This is a genomic window from Janthinobacterium sp. UMAB-56, assembly GCF_900095265.1.
In the GTDB taxonomy this organism is placed as follows: Bacteria; Pseudomonadota; Gammaproteobacteria; order Burkholderiales; family Burkholderiaceae_D; genus Janthinobacterium.
Map to the genome: position 1 here is coordinate 347051 of NZ_LT607654.1, position 18220 is coordinate 365270.

Annotated in this window: 13 protein-coding genes; 6 read left to right on the forward strand and 7 right to left on the reverse strand. The window is 61.5% G+C overall.

Going from position 1 to position 18220, the window contains the following annotated elements; genetic code table 11:
- The first annotated feature begins 9 nt into the window (after positions 1 to 9).
- Positions 10 to 1101 (forward strand): low specificity L-threonine aldolase, encoded by a 1092-nt coding sequence (locus tag K0F85_RS10200; protein ID WP_219115919.1) that lies wholly within the window; start codon positions 10 to 12, stop codon positions 1099 to 1101.
- Between the two features lie 87 nt (positions 1102 to 1188).
- On the opposite strand, the gene K0F85_RS10205 is transcribed toward K0F85_RS10200, so the two are convergent.
- Entirely contained in the window at positions 1189 to 2619 is a 1431-nt protein-coding gene (locus K0F85_RS10205; protein ID WP_219115920.1) for an OmpP1/FadL family transporter, read from the reverse strand.
- Between the two features lie 196 nt (positions 2620 to 2815).
- Positions 2816 to 5569: an EAL domain-containing protein gene (locus K0F85_RS10210; RefSeq protein ID WP_219115921.1), complete on the reverse strand. Its 2754-nt coding sequence runs from the start codon at positions 5567 to 5569 to the stop codon at positions 2816 to 2818.
- A 168-nt stretch (positions 5570 to 5737) separates the two neighbouring features.
- Here K0F85_RS10210 and K0F85_RS10215 point away from each other — a divergent pair, with 168 nt between their 5' ends.
- A complete protein-coding gene (locus tag K0F85_RS10215) occupies positions 5738 to 6712 on the forward strand; it encodes a thymidylate synthase (RefSeq protein WP_219115922.1) in 975 nt (324 codons plus the stop codon).
- A complete protein-coding gene (locus K0F85_RS10220) occupies positions 6712 to 7752 on the forward strand; it encodes an SMI1/KNR4 family protein (RefSeq protein ID WP_219115923.1) in 1041 nt (346 codons plus the stop codon). The genes K0F85_RS10215 and K0F85_RS10220 overlap by 1 nt, the downstream gene beginning before the upstream one ends.
- On the opposite strand, the gene K0F85_RS10225 is transcribed toward K0F85_RS10220, so the two are convergent.
- The 4 genes from K0F85_RS10225 to K0F85_RS10240 all read right to left on the reverse strand — a co-directional run bounded on the left by K0F85_RS10225 (position 7749) and on the right by K0F85_RS10240 (position 13646).
- Entirely contained in the window at positions 7749 to 10052 is a 2304-nt protein-coding gene (locus K0F85_RS10225) for an outer membrane beta-barrel family protein (protein WP_219115924.1), read from the reverse strand. The two genes, K0F85_RS10220 and K0F85_RS10225, sit on opposite strands and share 4 nt — an antisense overlap.
- A 185-nt stretch (positions 10053 to 10237) precedes the next feature.
- Positions 10238 to 11566 carry a VWA domain-containing protein gene (locus tag K0F85_RS10230; protein WP_219115925.1) on the reverse strand — a complete coding sequence of 443 codons (1329 nt, stop codon included), beginning with the start codon at positions 11564 to 11566 and terminating at the stop codon, positions 10238 to 10240.
- Positions 11567 to 11575: 9 nt separating this feature from the next.
- Positions 11576 to 12826, reverse strand: a complete 1251-nt coding sequence (locus tag K0F85_RS10235) for a TerD family protein (RefSeq protein ID WP_219115926.1) — start codon at positions 12824 to 12826, stop codon at positions 11576 to 11578.
- Positions 12827 to 13070: 244 nt separating this feature from the next.
- Positions 13071 to 13646, reverse strand: coding sequence for a TerD family protein (locus K0F85_RS10240; protein WP_219115927.1), 576 nt, complete (start codon positions 13644 to 13646; stop codon positions 13071 to 13073).
- Between the two features lie 204 nt (positions 13647 to 13850).
- Here K0F85_RS10240 and K0F85_RS10245 point away from each other — a divergent pair, with 204 nt between their 5' ends.
- From K0F85_RS10245 to K0F85_RS10255, 3 genes are all read left to right on the forward strand, one after another.
- Positions 13851 to 14648, forward strand: a complete 798-nt coding sequence (locus K0F85_RS10245) for an alpha/beta fold hydrolase (RefSeq protein WP_219115928.1) — start codon at positions 13851 to 13853, stop codon at positions 14646 to 14648.
- Positions 14645 to 15130, forward strand: a complete 486-nt coding sequence (locus K0F85_RS10250) for a dihydrofolate reductase (protein WP_219115929.1) — start codon at positions 14645 to 14647, stop codon at positions 15128 to 15130. The genes K0F85_RS10245 and K0F85_RS10250 overlap by 4 nt, the downstream gene beginning before the upstream one ends.
- A gap of 260 nt (positions 15131 to 15390) precedes the next feature.
- Positions 15391 to 17655, forward strand: coding sequence for an arginine/lysine/ornithine decarboxylase (locus tag K0F85_RS10255; protein ID WP_219115930.1), 2265 nt, complete (start codon positions 15391 to 15393; stop codon positions 17653 to 17655).
- On the opposite strand, the gene K0F85_RS10260 is transcribed toward K0F85_RS10255, so the two are convergent.
- The gene (locus K0F85_RS10260; protein ID WP_219115931.1) at positions 17652 to 17894 is read right to left on the reverse strand and encodes a hypothetical protein; all 243 of its coding nucleotides are present in this window, start codon (positions 17892 to 17894) and stop codon (positions 17652 to 17654) included. The two genes, K0F85_RS10255 and K0F85_RS10260, sit on opposite strands and share 4 nt — an antisense overlap.
- Between the last annotated feature and the right edge of the window lie 326 nt (positions 17895 to 18220).

The window sequence follows — 18220 nt, forward strand, 5'->3', positions numbered from 1 at the left end:
GAAATCAGCGTGAACGAGCTTGAACTGCGCCAGCGCTGCCATACCGTCCTGCCGGGCCACCGCCAGCCCTCCCCAAGCGCCACCTTCGCTGCCATGGCCGCCTGGTGCGAAGCCAACGACATCGCGCACGATACCTATGGCGAAGGCGCGCTGATCGAACAGTTCGAAAACAAGATCGCCAGCCTGCTCGGTTTCGAAGCGGCCGTGTTCTGCATCACGGGCACCATGACGCAGGTAACCGCCCTGCGCCTGGCGTGCCAGGATCGCAACTCCACCCTGGTGGCCTTGCACCCGACGTCGCACATCCTGCGCCACGAGCGGGGCAACCATGCATTGCTCGAACACTTCAAGGCTTTGATGATCGGCGACCCGCACCGTCCTTGGACGGTGGACGACTTGCGCGCCGTGCCCGATGCGCTGGGCGCCGCGCAGGTCGAACTGCCGATGCGCGAAATCGGCGGCCAGTGCCCGTCGTGGGATGACTTGAGCGAGATCAAGCGGCACTGCCGCGAGCACAACATTCACCTGCACATGGATGGCGCGCGCCTGTGGGAAGCCCAAGCCGGTTTTGTCCAGCCCTTGCCCGCCATCTGCGACGGCTTTGATTCCGTGTATGTCTCGCTGTACAAGGGCATAGGCGGCCTCGGTGGCGCCATGCTGGCCGGCAGCCGCCCGTTTGTCGAACGGGCGCGCGCCTGGTTCCACCGCCAGGGCGGCAGTGTCGTGCACCGCACGCCCTACGTGGTGGCCGCCGCCATGCAGTTCGACGCGCGCCTGGCCGCCATGCCGCAGTATTTTGCACGCACACAGTGGCTGTACGCGCTGCTGCGCGACTTCCCGAGCATCGCCGTCAACCCCGCCCAGCCGCAGGCCAATATGCTGCACCTGCACTTGCCCGTCTCGCGCGAGCGCGCCATCGCCATCCGCGACCAGGTGGCCGCAGACCACGGCATCTGGCTGTTCGGCCGCGCCAGCCACGCAGCCCTGCCAGGGTACAGCGTGGTGGAATGGTATGTGGGGGATCAATTGCTGGACATGCCGGACGACACAGTGCGGCTGGCCTTGACCCTGCTGGATCAGGCGATGTGCGTCAGTAAGTAAGCCGACAACACCACAGCCATGCCAAAAAAAAGTGCCCGAAGGCGCTTTTTTCATTTCATGGCGGCCGGGTCGGCCGCCACTACCTGCTTAAAACTTGTAGTTATAAGCGAGACCGATCAACTGCATGCGGGTCTTGAACAGGCCCTTGGTGGTTTCACCGTTGCCGGTGCAGCCAGTCATCACCGGCGAGCAGTCATTCTTGTAGTTGACGTCAGCATCCTTGAAGTCGATATAGCTGTAGGCCAGGTCGATCGAGGAATTGGCGTTCAGCTTCCAGTTCGCGCCGATCGAGTACTGCATGCGGTCGCTATCCGGCAAGGCCGGGTGGCGCAGTTCGGCGCTACGCACTGGCGCCTGGTCGTGGGCGATACCGGCGCGCAGCAGCAGGTTTTCACTGTACTTGTAGTTGGTGCCCAGCGAGACGCGGTAAGTGTCTTTCCAGTTCTGGCGAATGCGCTCGGCGCCTTCAGCCGTCGGCGGGAACTGGATGTCCAGGTTCTGCAAGCGCGAAGTGCGGGTCCAGGTGACGTCGCCCATCAAGGCCCAACGATCATCCATTTGATGGAAAGCGTTGATCGATACGGTTTCCGGCGTGCGCAGTTCGACCAGTGCCTTGGAATTGACCTTGCCCGATGCGGCGCTGATGAAGCCATTCACGGCCGCATTATTCGACACTTGCGAGAAGTCCCAGATCGTGTCGCCTTTCAGCTTGTGCGAAATCGACGAACGGTAGGAAATACCGAAACGCGTGCCTTCGTTCATCTGGTACAGGTAACCGAGGTTGAAGCCGAAGCCCCAGTCGTCGCCATCCATCGAGGCGTGGCCATCCTTGGCGCCCGCCAGTGCAATGCCGGCAGCATTCGCGGCAGCCATACCTTGCGCCTGAGCAACACTCGCCAGGAACTTCCCCGAGACGACCGGATTCGCGCTCAGGGCCTTGACCGTACCTGGCACGTCCACCGCCTGGCCCAGTTCCGCCTTCATGTATTCAGCCGTGATACCGAAGCCGAACGAGTGGTGCTGGTCCAGCTTGAACGACACGGAAGGATTCAGGGCGATGGCTTCGAGCTTGATGTTGGTGATCGCATAGCGACCGCTCCAGCTGTCGCCATAGTCGAGCTTGGCGCCGTAGGGCACGAACAGGCCCATGCCGACGGTCCATTGCTCATCGATTTTTTTGCTGGCATAGACGGCAGGCGCAAAGACTACATCCGGCACGTAGTCCTTGGTCGTGCCGCCCGTGCGCGTGCCCGTGAAATTGAAGGACCCCTTGTCCTGGAACGTCGAATGCGGCACGACGAGGGTACCGCCGCCGACGAACTGCGTGCCTTCCAGCCGCGACATGCCGGCAGGGTTGTAGAAAATGGTCGACGCATCGCCGGCTTCGGCGCCGCTGGCATCGGCCGTGCCCTGGGCGGAAACGCTTTGCGAGCCGAAACGGTAGCCCGATGCTTGTGCGGTGGAGGAAATGCCGGCGAACGCGGCAACGATCAAAAGGGGCAGATATTTATGTTTCAAGTTAGTCTCTCTTTATTATATGAAGTGTCTTCGTCACATTGTCTCGGGTAGCTCAACCTCACCCGTCCTGCACTGTTCTTGCCGCCGTGAACTCCCTCACTGACGGCATGAGCGAAGCATATAATATTTTTTAAAAAAAAGCGAACGTTCGCTCTTTTTATGAGACAGCGTTGTTTTCCCCGCCAATCGTGGGGCTTCAGGCAGACAGCACGGGGGCTGGAAGTGGTATCAGAAAGCGCTGATGCATCAGCGCCAGCATCTGTTCGGCCGGCACGGGGCGCGAGATGAAATAGCCTTGCACTTCGTTGCATTGCAGGGTCCGCAGGATATCGAGCTGCTCGCGCGTTTCCACGCCTTCGGCCACCACGCTCATGCCCAGCGCATGGGCCATCGACAGGATGGCGCGCACGAATACTTCGCCCTGCTCCGAGCGGCCCAGCTCCATGGTGAAGGCGCGGTCGATCTTCAAGCCATCCATGGCGAACTTCTGCAGTTGCGACAGCGAAGAATATCCCGTGCCAAAATCGTCGACCAGCAGGCGCACGCCCAGCGCGCGGATGGCAGACAGCTGCTCCACGGCGCGGTTCTGTTCATCCATCATGGCCGATTCCGTGATTTCCACCTCGATCAGGCGCGCATCGATGCGATGGCGCGCCAGCGCCGACGCCAGCACCTGGTGCACGTCGCCGCGGCCGAACTGGCGCGCCGAGACGTTGATGGACACGGGCACCAGTTCCAGCCCGCTGGCTTGCCAGCGCGCCATCTGCAGGCACACCTTCTCGATGACGACTTCGCCCAGCTGCGAAATCAGGCCGCTGCTTTCGGCGACGGGAATGAATTCCAGCGGCGGCACCATGCCATGCTGCGGATGCTGCCAGCGCACCAGCGCCTCCATGCTGCACAGCTGCCCGCTCATGGCGTCGACCCTCGGCTGGTAGACGACGAGAAACTGGTCCTGTTCCAGCGCCGCCACCAGGCTTTGCTCCAGTTCGCGGCGGTTACGGATGGTTTCGAACAATTCGGGCTGGAAGAAGCGGTGGTGGCCCTTGCCTGCCACTTTCACGGCATACATGGCGATATCGGCGTTCTTCAGCAGTACGTCCGTCTCGGCGCCATCGCGCGGATACAGACTGATGCCGATCGAGGCGCCCATCTTGTGGCGTTCGCTGCCCAGGTAAAACGGTTCGTCGAAGGCGATGGCGATACGCTGCGCCACCTGTTCGGCGCGGCTATCGTCCTCCACCGGGTTGAGCACGACGACGAATTCGTCGCCGCCCAGGCGCACCACATGGTCGCCAGGCCGCAGCACGGCCTTCAAGCGCAGCGAGGCGGCGCGCAACACCTTGTCGCCTTCGGCGTGGCCCTGCGTGTCATTGATATCCTTGAAACCGTCGAGATCGATGAACAGCAGCGCCAGCATCTGCCGCGCGATGGCGGCGCGCCCCAGGGCGTCGGGCAGGAATTGCTGCAACCAGTAGCGATTGGGCAAGCCCGTCAAGCCGTCCTCGTTGGCCAGGCGGCGCAAGTCGCGCTCGTGCTCCTTGGCCGCGCTGATGTCTTGCAGGGTAACGGCCAGGCGGTCGCCGCTGCGCACCAGGCGCCGGCGTATCCAGCGCAGCTTGAAGGGGTTGCCGTCCGGCAACTCGATCTCTTCCTCGGAAAAACCCGACTCCATGGCGGCCCGGTAATGATGGATCAGGTCGCGGAAATACGGCTCATGGGCGCGCGACTGCAGCCGCATGCCCAGCAACTGTTCGCGGCGCACGCCGAAGTAGCCGGCGCCCGGCTCGTTGCAGTCGACGATCTCGAAGTCGAGGATGCTGCCGTCCGTGCCGCGCAGGGCGGCAATGATATAAAAACCGTCGCTCGTGCCTTCGGTCGCCATGCGGTAGGCATTGCGCACGCCTTCGGACAGGTGGTGGCGCCAGGCCAGGCGCAGCGACAGCACGGTGGCGACGGCGGCAAAGGCCAGCAGGAGCACGGTGACGGCAAAGGCGATGCCGATATAAATGGTGCGCGTTTCCTCGTAGGGATGCAGCATTTCGCCATCCGACAGCCCGACCACGGCCGTAAACGGATAGGCTTTCAGCGCCTGCCAGCCCACATAGCGGCTTTGCTTGTCGGAAAAAGCGATCCTGCCACCCGAATGCAGGGCGCCGCTGTCCGTTTCCAGGAAGCTGGTGTCAAGAAACGGCGTGCCCTCGCTGCTCTGTACGGGCAAGACGCGCGAGCCGAGTCGCGTGCTGAACAGCTCGCCCTCCTCGCCCACCATGGCCGACATGCCGAGCTTGCCGAAATTGACGCTGTTGTAGAATTCGGAAAAATAGCTGGAATGGATGGAAATGAGCAGCACGCCGTCGAAATTGCCATCCTCGTCTTCCAGCCGGCGCGTGAAATGCACGAGGCTTTCGTCGGCGCCGGGCACCGCAGACTTGCTGTCTGCATTGGCTCGCCCCAGCGCGATGCGCAGCGCGCTGGAATTGCTGCGCCAGTGGCGCAACAGGAAATCGCTGCGCTCGTTGACCCGCAGGCGCTGCAACGGCGCCGTGGCCGTCACGGGGTGGCCCTTGCGGTCGAGGATGGCGACGATGGCAAATTGCGGCAAGGCATACATGCCCTGCGTCTTCAACTGATCGAGGCGCAAGCGGCCGTGCGAATTTTCCCACTCATACTTGAGCTGCAAGGTCAGTTGGTCCATCTGCTCCAGGGTGCGCAGCAGATACTGGCCATACGCTTTCGACAGCGAAGACACGCTGTCGAGCGCCTGCTGCTGCGCCACCTTCTTTTCCGCCTCCAGTTGCAGCATGGTGGCCGTCCACAGCACCGCGCACAGGACCAGGCACAGCAAGGGCCAGGCCAGGATCAGGCGCAGGTTGGCCTTGAGAAAATCAGCCCTGCTCATCTCCACCACGGCGGCGTTATTACTATTTACAAATTGTCGCAAGAACATCGTGCAGCGTCTGCCATTTCTGTGTATTTCTTTAAGGACACACAAATTACCACAGAGTCATGTTTGCAGGTGAGCCGCCAGCATAATTATGTGTGCGTCATGTGCGCGGCCCGCAGCCCGCCTGTCGCGCCTGCGTTACAATCACCATCCTTACCGTTGGAGAAATACATGCAGCAATATCAAGATTTGATCAAGACCGTGCTCGAAACAGGCAGCTGGCAAGACAACCGCACGGGCATCCGCACCCTGAGCGTGCCGGGCGCCATGATGCGTTTCGACTTGGCCAACGGCAACTTCCCTGCCGTGACAACCAAGAAACTGGCTTTCAAATCCGTGATCGGCGAATTGTGCGCCTTCCTGCGCGCCTCGCGCAACGCGGCCGAGTTCCGCGCGCTGGGCTGCAAGGTATGGGACCAGAACGCCAATGAAAATGCGCAATGGCTGGCCAACCCCTACCGCGAAGGCGAGGATGACCTGGGTCCCGTGTATGGCGTGCAATGGCGACAATGGCCCGCGTATAAACTGCTCGACGCCGACCAGCCCGCGCAAGTTGCTGACGCGCAAACTAACGGTTACACGCTGGTCGCCCCCATCGTCGAAGACGGCGTGCAAAAAGTGCTGCTCTACAAGGCCGTCGACCAGTTGCGCGAGTGCCTGGACACCATCATGACGAACCCGGGCAGCCGGCGCATCCTGTTCCACGGCTGGAACCCGGCCGTGCTGGACGCCGTCGCCCTGCCCGCCTGCCATTTGCTGTACCAGTTCATCCCGAACGCCAGCACGCGCGAAATTTCGCTGTGCCTATATGTGCGCAGCAACGATATCGGCCTGGGCACGCCCTTCAACATCGCCGAAGGCGCAGCCCTGCTGCACCTGGTGGCGCGCCTGACGGGCTACACGCCGCGCTGGTTCACCTATTTCATCGGTGACGCACACATCTATGAAAACCACCTCGACATGGTGGAAGAACAGCTGAAACGCACGCCCTTCCCGGCGCCGCGTTTCGTCATTTCGGAGCGCGTGCCCGATTTCGCGAAAACGGGCAAGTACGAGCCGGAATGGCTGGAAAAGATCGAGCCATCGGATTTCTCGCTGGAAGGTTATGAACACCACGCGCCCATCAAGGCGGCGATGGCCGTCTGATGGCGCTCGCACCGCTGGCGGCCCTGCACCGCAAGCTGTTTGACGAAACGGATGGCGTCAAGTTTTCCAAGCTGAAAGACAAGCTGCTGGCCAAGCACGCTGCCAGCGACCGGCTGGCCGTGCTCGATATTCTCATCGGCTACGCCAGGGAGGGGCAACTGCTGCACTGGCGCAACTTCCTGATGAGCGATATCGCGCGCCTGGTGGAAGCCTGTGAACATGCGGCCTTTTTCGCCTGGGCCTTGGAACAGCCCGAATTGGCGTACTGGGGTGTCGACGGGCTGCTGAAAAGCGCGGGCAAGGACGCCTATGCGCCGCTGGTGGCGCTGGCAGCATCGAGCGCCAGCAGCCTGGACGTGCGGGCCAAGGCCGTGAAAAGCCTGGCCGTGTTCAGCGGCCAGCCCTTCGACGCCGGCTTGCCGACCGACCCCGGCCACTGGAAGCCGGACAGCCTCCGGCTCGATGCCGTGCTGGCCTGGCAGCGCGATGGCTACCCGGATGGCACAGGTCATGCGAGGCCAGCCACTCACGCATCGCTGGACGATCCACGCACGCCGCTGGACAAAGCTGCGGCCAGGCTGGAGAAAAAGCTGGCGGCCAGGCGCAGGAAGGAACAAGACCTGGCGCAGCCTTCAAACTGGCTGACGCCCGCCAGCGCAGCCGACATGGCCGGCATCGTGCAACGCTGGGCCCTGCCAGAACACTACCGGCGCTTTCTCGCCTGCTATTCGCCGCTGATGGTATTGATCGACAGCGAAGAGTATGTTCAGGGCTTGACCCTGTACGGCGCGGCCGAGCTGCTCAAGGCACAGCACGGCTATGCCTGGAATCCTGTCACGCAGGAAGGCATCAGCGGCTGGCCAGAAGGCTATCTGGTGATCGCCGACGCGGGCGCCGATCCGTATTGCCTGGACCTGGGCGCGGTCCAGGATGGCGATGCGCCCGTGTACACGGCCGAACATGGCGCCGGCGCCTGGCAGTTTGTGCGCCACGCAGATGGCTTCATCGACTTCCTGAACGAAATCGCGACAGCTGCCTAGCCCGGTCCCGCACCACCGGGGCCGCCCGGCCCGCGTCCGCCTGGCGATCCGAAACGCGGCTCCCTCTCGCCCTCTTTCGCCGCCGACGTGGCGCCGCCGAGGCGGTACGACAGCCCCACATACAGCATGCGCCCATCGAAGCGGCGCGTGCTCGTCTCGCGCAAGGAAGCGCTGTTGATGACGGTTTCCATCTTGTTGCTGCTGAACACATCGGTCACATTCATGACCAGGCTCAATTGCGGCGTCACCGTGTGGCGCCAGCTCAGGTTCAGGGTGTTGTTCGGCGAACGGTAACCCTGCCCCGACAAGGTCTTGCCTTGCATTTGCAGGGCCAGTTGCAGCTGGTTGGCCGGATTAAACTGGTAATTGAGTCGCGCGCGCCCGCTCAGGGCGTTGGCCGTGCGCGTGCTGCGCATGCCCAGGTCGTCCGAGCTGGTCTGCTGGCTGCGCGCCAGGTTGCCGCTCGTGTTCAGGGTCAGCGATGGCGTCAGCTTGCCGCTGACGCTGAACTCCAGGCCGCTGGAATGGCTGCCCTCGCCATTTTCGCGCGTGGTCAGCAGGACGTTGTCGCTAATAAAGTAGCGGTAATCGACGATGGCGTCCGTGTCGCGCCGGTGGTAGGCGCGCAAGCTGCTTTCCAGGCCAAACAGCCGGGTTTCATAGCCGATCTCGAACGAGTCCGTCTGCGTGGGTTTCAGCTTCGGGTTGCCGGAGGACACATTGAATTCGTCGCGGTACACCACGTAAGGGTTCAGGTCGCCCGCGTTCGGACGGCGGATACGGTGCGCATAACTGAAGCGCAGATTGCTCTCGTCGCTGACCTTATAGGTGGCGAACAGGCTGGGAATGTAGTTGAGGTAATTATTATTGGCCTCCACGGCGCCCGTGACCTGGCGCACGTTCAAGTCCGTGTATTCGGCGCGCAAGCCGGCCAGCGCGCCCCAGCGCTCGCTCAGGCGCATCTGGTAAGAGCCGTACAGGGCGATGGTGCGCTCGTCGAGCTCGAAACGGTTGCTGCGCATGGGGTTGACGGTCTCAAGCAGGCTGCCCGGGTGGATGTCCGTGTACAGGGTATCGAAGCTGCTCTTGTTGTCGGCCACCTTGTAGCCCAGCTTTGCCGTGCCGCCCGCCAGCGGACGCTCGTAGTCGCCGCTGAAGTCGACGATGCGGTTGCCCGTCTCGCTGTGCTGGCGCGCGCGGCTGTCGAAGGCGTTGACGGGGGCGACCGTGTAGGCATTGGCGTAATCGCTGTCGCTCTCGTTGGTCGACGACGACACGCGCAAGTCGATCTTCAGCGATTCGCCCGGCAATGCTCCCTTGTGGTCGTAGCGCGCGCCCCAGCCGTAGTTGCGGCTGTCGCCATTGCGCACCGTGCTGCGCACATAGTCGCCGATGGTGTTGCCCGTGCTGTCGCCGTTGAGGTAGCGGTCGAGCGAGCGCTGGTCGTTGCTGCGCCCGTTATATGACACGCTGGCAGCCAGCGTGTCACGCGCGTTCAGGTTGTAATTGACGGTGCCGTGCAGACCCAGCGAGTCGTTCAAGCCATTGTTGCTGGAATGCTGGCCACTGGGGGCAAACGCGCCCGTGTTACGCTCGAGGCGCTCGCGGCTGACGTCGCCCACGGAATTGCGGCCATCGTGGCGCACGTTGATGCCGCCCTGGTAGCCCCATGGCCCTTCATTGTAGCTGCCGGAGACGGCGCTGTTGTAGCGCCCGGCGATGCCCGCATTCGCGTTGACGGTGGCAAAACCGCCCGGCTTGCGGTTGCGCCGCATCACCAGGTTCAGGATCGGGCCGCCACCGGCTTCATTGCCGAACTGGGCGCCGGGATTGTTGATCACTTCCACCGATTCGATATCGTCGGCCGCCATGGCATTCAGGGTGGCGCCGCGTGCATCGCCCTGCAGCATGGCCGATGGCTTGCCATCGATCAATATCTGCACATTGCTGCTGCCGCGCAAGGACACGCTGCCATCCGGATCGACGGCCACCGACGGCACATTGTTCAAGGCATCGGCCGCCGTGCCGTTCATGCTGCCCACGTCGGACTTGACGTCGTAGACTTGCCTGTCGATGCGGCCCGTGGGACGTTCGGCCGTCACGCTGACCGAAGGGGTATCTGCGGGCGGCACCTTGGCCGATACTGGTGCTGGTGCTGGTGCTGGTGCTGGTGCTGGTGCTGGTGCTGGTGCTGGTGCGGGCTTGACGACGGTGTCACCGGTGACAGTTTGCGCGTGGACAATGCTGCCGGCGGCCAGCAGGCTGCCGCCCGCCAGACAGTGGAAAAGGAGTTTATGCATTTGGCTAAGAAATAATCGAGACGCTACGGGTGAGGCGCTACGCCGCAGCGTGAGGGCACATTCAAAGCATGCCACGAGTCCAGTGCGCAAGGCAAATGGGAACCGTTGTTATTTACTTCAATTTACAAATCTCTTCCACTTGTGGCGGTACAGCACCATCCGATGAACTTGGCGCTACATTTACACTACCTCAGCAAGCCCTTGCCGCGCGCCAGCTTCAACCAGTCCGGATATTCCGTCATCAGCAAATCATACAGTTCCGCATCGCTGTGCTCGTCGGGCGAGCTGACGGAAAAGTAATTGGCGTTGTCGATCAGACGTCCCTGCAATTCGTCGAGCTTTTCCAGGAAGGGAAAGTCGGAATCGGCAAAGGCGGCAAGAAACTTGCTCTTCGATTTGCGTCCCTTCCCGATGCCCATGAATTGCCAGAAGATGGGCTCGTTACTGGCCCAGCGCAATTGTTTTTCCGTCGTCGCCTGGTCGCTGGTGCCGCCGTCGGTGACGAACATGACATACACGGGCAGCTCGGCCGCGACGGGCCGCGTGCGCTCGGCGCCACGGGCGTCAGGAAAGTAAAACGCGCGGATCGCCTGCATGGCGGCGCCATAGCGCGTGTCGCCCTCCAGCGGGTGGCGCTGTATGGCTAGTCCCACATAGGTATTGCAATTGCTCAAAGCCATGGGCGCCGGCTGGTGGACGTTCTTGCCGAACAGGAAAACGTCGATCTCGCCATCGTCGTCGAACTTGCAGCCCAGCGCCAGGATGCGCTCGGCAAAGCGCTGCACCAGGCCCTCCTTATATAGGCGTCCCATGGAGCCGGAAATATCCAGACATAAACAGACCTTGGCGCGGTGTTCCGATAACCCCACTTTTTGCAGCGACACGCCCGCCTGCTTGACCAGGCTGACCAGTTGCGGCGCTTCGCGTTCGACGCGCTTGTCCAGATTGAGCTTCGCTTGCACGATGGCAGAGGTCGCCGCAGCAGGCGCGCCCTGGTCGACTTCGCCGCCGAAATGGCGCACCAGCGCGTCGAGTCCGCCATTGAAACCTTGTCCCACGGCCATGCAGCGCCAGCCGCCATCCTTGCGATAGAGTTCAAGCAGCATCACGGCTTTTTCTTGTGCGAAGTCACTGCCCACGAAGGCGAAGCGTGCCAGCTCGCGTGCGCCCGCCTGCAGACGCACGTGGCCAGCTTGCAGCCGGGCCATCACGCCGTCGCCGTCGATGGACGCCGTGACGACGAGGCGGTCGATACCGGCCGGCAAGCGCGCCAGTTGCAAGGCAAACTCGGCCACGTCGCCACCACTGCCGGCGCGCGCTTCGACGCCGCCGCAAGGCGTGCGCGGCTGGTTAAAAAACGTCATGTAGCGTTCGTCGGACAGCTTGCCGGCCCCGTCGAGGCCGAAGCAAGCCACGTCGAGCGCCAGCCCCTGCGCGGCGACGCCGATTTCCAGCACGCCATCGGGAACGAGATTGGCCAGCGGCAAGCGCTGACCCTTGGCCAGAGTGTCCATCAGTGCCTCCTATGCAATGTAGCGGCGCGGATTGTCCGCGTTGAAATCATCCTCGTCTTCCTTGGCCTCGCCCTTGAAAACGACGGGACCGTTGAAGGCCAGTTGCAGGTTCTCGCCCTGCCAGCTCAGCCACGGCGTCGCTTCGCTGCCGGGCTCCGACGTCTTGCCCGACGGTTCAAGGAGGATGCTGTCGGGCGTGATGCGCGCCATGCCGATCACATAGGTGTAGACCGTGTCATCGCCGGCCGCCTTGGACAGGCGGAAGTCGAAGTCGCATTCGACGATCTGCTGGCCATACTGCATGACCATCTTCGGGCGCATGGACGCCACCGAGACGGCGCCGTTGGCCAGCGCCGAATACACGCTGAAGACGAGGCCTACCGTGCCGCCGTAATGTTGCGCCAGCGCGGGATTGACTTCCACCGTTTCCGTGGCCGGCTCCTTGCCCGACGCGCCCGCCACATCGCCAAGGTGGCGTACATACGGCATGGCGTCAAAGCTGCCGGGCGTGTCCGGCGCCTGGATGAAGCGCATCTGGCCATTCAGCAGGAGGATGCCGACCCGCAAATCGAGATCGTCGTTATCGTCGTCGCCATCGCCGTTATCGACCCAGGTGGCCTTGACGGTGAGTTTGCCCGGCGCGCCCGCGCCCTTTTCCAGCGACACCTTGTGCATCTGGCCCGCCTTGGTCAGCGAGATTTTCGACAAGGAAATCTTCGCTGCCACGGGTTCAGGCGCGGCCTGCGCCACGATACCGCCGAAATGGGCGACCAGCGCGTCGAGTCCGCCATTGAAACCCTGGCCCACGGCCATGAAACGCCAGCCACTATCCTTGCGGTAAAACTCGCCCAGCATGACGGCTTTTTCTTGCGCAAAATCAGAGCCGGCAAAGGCGAAGCGTGCCAGCTCGCTTCCACCGTCGAGCAGGCGCAGGTAGCCGTTGCCCAGCTGCGCCATGCTGGCCGCGCCATCGATGGCGGCCGTGACGACCAGGCGTTCGATGGAAGCAGGCAAACGCTCGAGCTGGTAGCTGAAACCGGCCGCATCGCCGGACGGCACCCGAGTTTCCACGCCACCGCACGGCGTGCGCGGCTGGTTGAAGAAGGTCATGTAGCGGTCATCGGACAGTTTGCCGGCGGCATCGAGGCCGAAACAGGCAAAGTCCAGCGGCACGCCGGCTGCGGCCAGGCCCAGTTGCACGACATTGCCCGTGACGAGGCCGGACAGCGCCAGGCGCTGCCCCTTGATCAGGTTTTCCATGGGACTATCTATTCAGGTGTGGAAGTGTCGGACAAGGGCTCATAGCAAGGCGCGTCGTCCGACCACAGTACGCATAGTACAGAACGTCCATGGTGACGCAACGCCGCCATGGACGTTCTGTACTGGGTTCTATGCAAAACTAAAGAGCTTCGGACAACGGTTCAGGGCAAGGCGCGGCACCGAAGACAGTACGAATAGTACGGCGAGGCGACGCAACGCCGCCATGGGCCGTTTTCCGGAGCTCTTAGGCGTTGATGCCGAAGGAACGTGCCAGTGGCCCCAGTCCGCCCTTGAAACCCTGGCCGATCGCCTTGAATTTCCATTCGCTGCCGGCGCGGTAGATTTCGCCGAAGATCATGGCCGCTTCCGTCGAGCCGTCTTCCGACAGGTCGTAGCGGGCGATTTCCGCGCCGTTGTCGCCGTTCAGGCAGCGGATGTAAGCCTTGCCCACCATGCCGAAGTTCTGCTTGCGGGCTTCCGCGTCGTGAATCGTGACGGCCACGGCAATCTTGTCGATGTCGGCGGGCACGCTGGCCAGGTCGACGGCGATCTTCTCGTCGTCGCCATCGCCGCCGCCCGTGGTGTTGTCGCCCGCGTGGACGATGGAACCATCGACCGACTTCAGGTTATTGTAAAAAATGAAATCAGCGTCGGAACGGGCCTTGCCATCGGTTTTCAGCAGGAAGGCGCTGCCGTCCAGGTCGAAAGCGGCGCCATCGGTGGCGCGCGGGTCCCAACCCAGCCCAATCACGATTTTCTTCAAGCCAGGGGCTTCCTTGCTCAGGTTGACATTGCCGCCTTTTTGCAAACTGATCGCCATGGTGTTTCCTCTTTAATTAGTGGGTTGCATTCGGTGTTACAAGTCACATCGCCGGCACCCCGGCTAGATGAGCCATGAGCCTACCATAAAGTTCTGGCTTGCCAGCCGCGCACTATTGAAAATAATGCCATGCGGAATATGTTGCGCCGCTGCCCCGATGAGCAAAATGACGGATAATGCCGCTCCACAAGAATTTTTAGCACCATGAGCGATTCGACTCCCAGCTTGAACTTGCCTGAAGCCACCACGCGGCTCGTTTGTATCCCGGGCACCTTGTGCGATGAACGCCTGTGGTCGCGCCTGGCGCCTGCCCTGGGCGACACCTTTCAGCTACAGCACGTGCCCTTGCACCAGGCGCGCACGCGCCCGCAAATGCAGGCCCTGATCGCCAGCCAGAGTGCGCCGCAAGCCCATCTGGTGGGCTTTTCGCTGGGTGCCTACCTGGCGCTCGAACACGCGCTGGCCCACCCGCAACGTGTGAAATCGCTGACTTTGATCGCCAATTCGGCGCAAGGTTTGCTGCCGGCGGAAATTAGCGCGCGCCAGCGCATCGTCGCCATGCTTGAGCGCAATGCCTATGCTGGCATCACGCGCCAGCGCCTGCGCGAACTGCTGCATCCATCGCATCTGGACGATGTCGCCATCACGGCACTGATCCAGCAAATGGGGCTGGATCTGGGCAAGGACGTGCTACTGGCGCAATTTATCACCACCATCGACCGCCCCGACCTGATGGCGCGTTTGCCCGAGCTTGATTTCCCCGTGCTGATCGTGGGCGCCGTGGACGATAAGCTGGTCAACCCCGACGATCTGCGCGCCATGGCCACCCACCTGCCGCGAGCCACGCTGCACTTGCTCAATGACAACACCGGCCACATGATTCCGCTGGAAGCGCCAGGCCCGCTTGCCGCCGCCATGCGTGTGCATCTGGAGGCGACAATCAATTTCAACGATAATGACGGGCATCGGGCCATGCCCCCACCACTTTCACAGAACCAATGAGCTTACTGACCATCATCGTCGCCACCGACCAGCAAGGCGGCATCGGCATCAACAACACCCTGCCGTGGAAATTACCGGAAGATCTGGCGCACTTCAAGCGCTTGACGACGGGCCACCCCATCCTCATGGGCCGCAAGACCTTCGATTCCATCGGCCGGCCGCTGCCGAACCGCCGCAACATCGTCATCACGCGCAATCCGGACTGGCGCCATGAGGGCGTGGAAGCGGTGTCGTCGGTGGAAGCGGCCATCGCCCTGCTCGATGGCGCCGAAGGCTATGTCATCGGCGGCGCCGAGATTTACCGGCAAGCCCTGCCATTGACGGCGCGCCTGATCATCACGGAAATCGGCCAGACCTTTGACTGCGATGCGTTTTTCCCCGCCGTGGATCATGCCGTATGGCAGGAAACGGCGCGCGAGGCGCATGTAGCGGAAAAATCCGGCCTGCCCTACGCCTTCGTCACGCTGCAACGCAAAGCCTGATAAGGTGAGCAAAGGTAGGCCCAAGGTCGATATTGATTCGGGCAAAAGGTTGCTGTAATACCCTTGTCACATGCTTGCGTCACGCTAGCGCTCGCTCGTGATGCGTTGGGGTGATATTTTTTCCCGCAGAGGCCGCATTTCTGCGAGAATCCCGTTCTTATTTTTTTTCTGCGGCTGCCGGGTTGCACTACCGCCTGACCGTCGCGCCCTAGTCCGCCCCTCCATTACGTCAGGGGCGGCTTGCTTTTTTGGAGACATGCATGAAATTTCGTTTCCCCATCGTCATCATTGACGAGGATTTCCGTTCTGAAAATACGTCCGGCCTGGGCATTCGCGCCCTTGCCGCCGCAATGGAAAAAGAAGGCATGGAAGTGCTGGGCGTGACCAGCTACGGCGATTTGTCGCAATTTGCCCAGCAACAATCGCGCGCGTCAGCCTTCGTGCTGTCGATCGACGATGAGGAATTCGGCGCCGGGTCCATCGAGGAAACCGATCATGCCTTGAAATCGCTGCGCGCCTTCGTCGAGGAAATCCGCTACAAGAACGCCGACATCCCTATTTATCTGTATGGTGAAACGCGCACCTCGCGCCACATCCCCAACGATATCCTGCGCGAACTGCATGGTTTCATCCACATGTTCGAAGATACGCCGGAATTCGTCGCGCGCCACATCATCCGCGAAGCTAAATCTTACCTGGACGGCCTGTCACCGCCCTTCTTCCGCGCACTGGTGCACTATGCCAACGACGGCTCCTACTCGTGGCACTGCCCCGGCCACTCGGGCGGCGTGGCTTTCCTCAAATCGCCGATCGGCCAGATGTTCCACCAGTTCTTTGGTGAAAACATGCTGCGCGCCGACGTCTGCAACGCCGTCGAGGAACTGGGCCAGCTGCTCGACCATACCGGTCCGGTCGCCGCGTCGGAACGCAATGCTGCGCGTATCTTCAATGCCGATCATTGCTATTTCGTCACCAACGGCACGTCCACCTCGAACAAGATGGTATGGCACTCGACCGTGGCGCCAGGCGACATCGTCGTCGTTGACCGCAACTGCCACAAGTCGATCTTGCATTCGATCATCATGTGCGGTGCCATTCCCGTTTTCCTGATGCCGACGCGCAATCACCTGGGCATCATCGGCCCCATCCCGCTGCATGAATTCACGCCGGAAAGCATTGCCCGCAAGATCGAGGCAAACCCGTTCGCGCGCGAAGCGAAGAACAAGAAGCCACGCATTTTGACCATCACGCAATCGACCTACGATGGCGTGATCTACAACGTGGAAACCCTGCGCGAAATGCTGGACGGCAAGATCGACACCCTGCACTTCGATGAAGCATGGCTGCCGCACGCCACCTTCCACGATTTCTACAAGAATATGCACGCCATCGGCAAGGACCGTCCGCGCGCCAAGGAATCGATGATCTTCTCGACCCAGTCCACGCACAAATTGCTGGCCGGCCTGTCGCAGGCCTCGCAAATCCTCGTGCGCGAATCGGATACGGTCAAACTGGACCAGGACGCCTTCAACGAAGCTTACCTGATGCATACATCGACCTCGCCGCAGTATTCCATCATCGCCTCGTGCGACGTGGCTGCAGCCATGATGGAAGCGCCCGGCGGCACGGCCCTGGTGGAAGAATCGATCATGGAAGCGCTCGATTTCCGCCGCGCCATGAAGAAGATCGACCAGGAATGGGGCCAGGACTGGTGGTTCCAGGTATGGGGTCCGGCCAGCTTCAACGACGAAGGCATGGGCCGCCAGGAAGACTGGATGATACGCGCCGAGGATGACTGGCACGGCTTCGGCGACCTGGCTCCCGGCTTCAACATGCTCGACCCGATCAAGGCGACCATCGTCAACCCGGGCCTGTCGCTGGACGGCCAGTTCGGCGACACGGGCATTCCCGCGTCCATCGTCACCAAATACCTGGCCGAGCACGGCGTCATCATTGAAAAATGCGGCCTGTACTCGTTCTTCATCATGTTTACCATCGGCATCACCAAGGGCCGCTGGAATACCTTGCTGACGGCTTTGCAGCAATTCAAGGACGACTACGACAAGAACCAGCCCATGTGGCGCATCTTGCCGGAATTTGCGGCGGCCAATCCGCGCTACGAAAAAATGGGCTTGCGCGACCTGTGTCAGCAAATCCACGATTTCTACAAGGCTTACGACGTGGCGCGCCTGACGACGGAAATGTATTTGTCGGACATGATCCCGGCCATGAAGCCGTCGGACGCCTTCGCCAAGATGGCGCACCGCGAAATCGAGCGCGTGGCCATTGACGAACTGGAAGGGCGCATCACGTCCATCCTGCTGACGCCGTATCCACCGGGCATTCCGCTCCTGATCCCTGGCGAGCGCTTCAACAAGACCATCGTCGACTACCTGCGCTTCGCACGCGACTTCAACGAGCGCTTCCCCGGCTTCGAAACGGATGTGCATGGCCTCGTGAAACGCGAAGTCGATGGCAAGCGCGGTTATTTCGTCGATTGCGTGAAGTTGGACGAAAACGTCTAAAAAACCTCGCCGTTGCTTGAACTGCCACTCTTAGCGCCACCTTTCAGGTGGCGTTTTTCATGTTGGGAGACGACGCACGCTTGCGCCAACGCCATATGAACGGCCTCGATCAGATGCGTGACTTGGGGCGCCGGGTCGAATTTCTTGCTGTCCACCTTCCATCCCTGCAGTTCCAGGCCCAGGCTGCCTGCTGCGCGCCGCCTGAGCGCCTGCGGCACAGCACCGTGCGGGGATGGCATGCAAGCCAGTGGAAAGCAAAGTACGGCACAGTACGGCGCACGGCGTTTCGCCGATAGCGTAAAAACCATCGTTTCCAAAGCAGCGAGTTTCCTTGTCAAGATGAGCGTTCAAACAAGCTTAATGGGCAGGAACGATTACGTCGCCTATCCGCCACAGCGACGCTGAACGCGAAAAAATATTTTTCATTTACAACAAACAAACTTCGCGCTACGTCGTCAAAAATGAAGTCATTAATACGGCAACACACATCAAAAATAAATGTAGACAACACGCAAATGCTTAATTGAAAACAGCTTTTTGGTAGGCAGGCCCTACAATAAACGGG